Source organism: Vibrio sp. YT-19(2023), from assembly GCF_033337395.1.
In genome coordinates this window covers 1-576 of sequence record NZ_JAWOQN010000855.1, presented here as the reverse complement: position 1 = coordinate 576, position 576 = coordinate 1, and the positions used below count along the sequence as shown (strand labels likewise).

The 576-nt window shown below is 42.4% G+C and carries 1 pseudogene; it reads left to right on the top strand.

Going from position 1 to position 576, the window contains the following annotated elements:
- Positions 1 to 576: pseudogene (locus tag R7E78_RS28835) on the top strand (AAA family ATPase); the annotation flags it as partial.

Genomic DNA, 576 nt, shown 5'->3' with positions numbered 1-576 from the left:
AACGGCGGGTATTTGATTTTACCAGCGAACCTCATCTTGGCGAATCCCGGCGATTGGCCGAGCATTAAGTCTGCCATTCAAGGAAAGCCAGTAAAACCCTTGAATGTAAGCCCTACTCGACTACCTATTTGAACGGCCGATGAAAAAGAATTTGACGTTAAGATGATTGTTACTGGCGATCGTAATCAATTGGCCGACCTTGAGTATGTTGACGAAGATTTTTCAACCGGCCTAACGATGTATACCGAAGTTGAAGAAGATATCCACTTATCTGCAAGTAACTTAGAGTTGTATGTAGGTTTGGTGAATTGGATTTGTTCGGAGTACGGTTTCCCATCGTTGGATGAAGGTGCTTTTCAACGGTTACTATTAGCAGGCATGCGTTTAACTGAGGACCAACATTATTTGCCTTTAGGTGTGATGTGGCATTGCCAACTACTTAGCTTAGCAGCTCAGTTTAGCGATCAAAATATCATTGATTATGTGGCGATAGATAAAGCCATCGACGATAAATATTATCGAGAGTCTTACCTTCCTCAACGTGCAGTTTATGACATTCTTGATGGTCAGGTCATC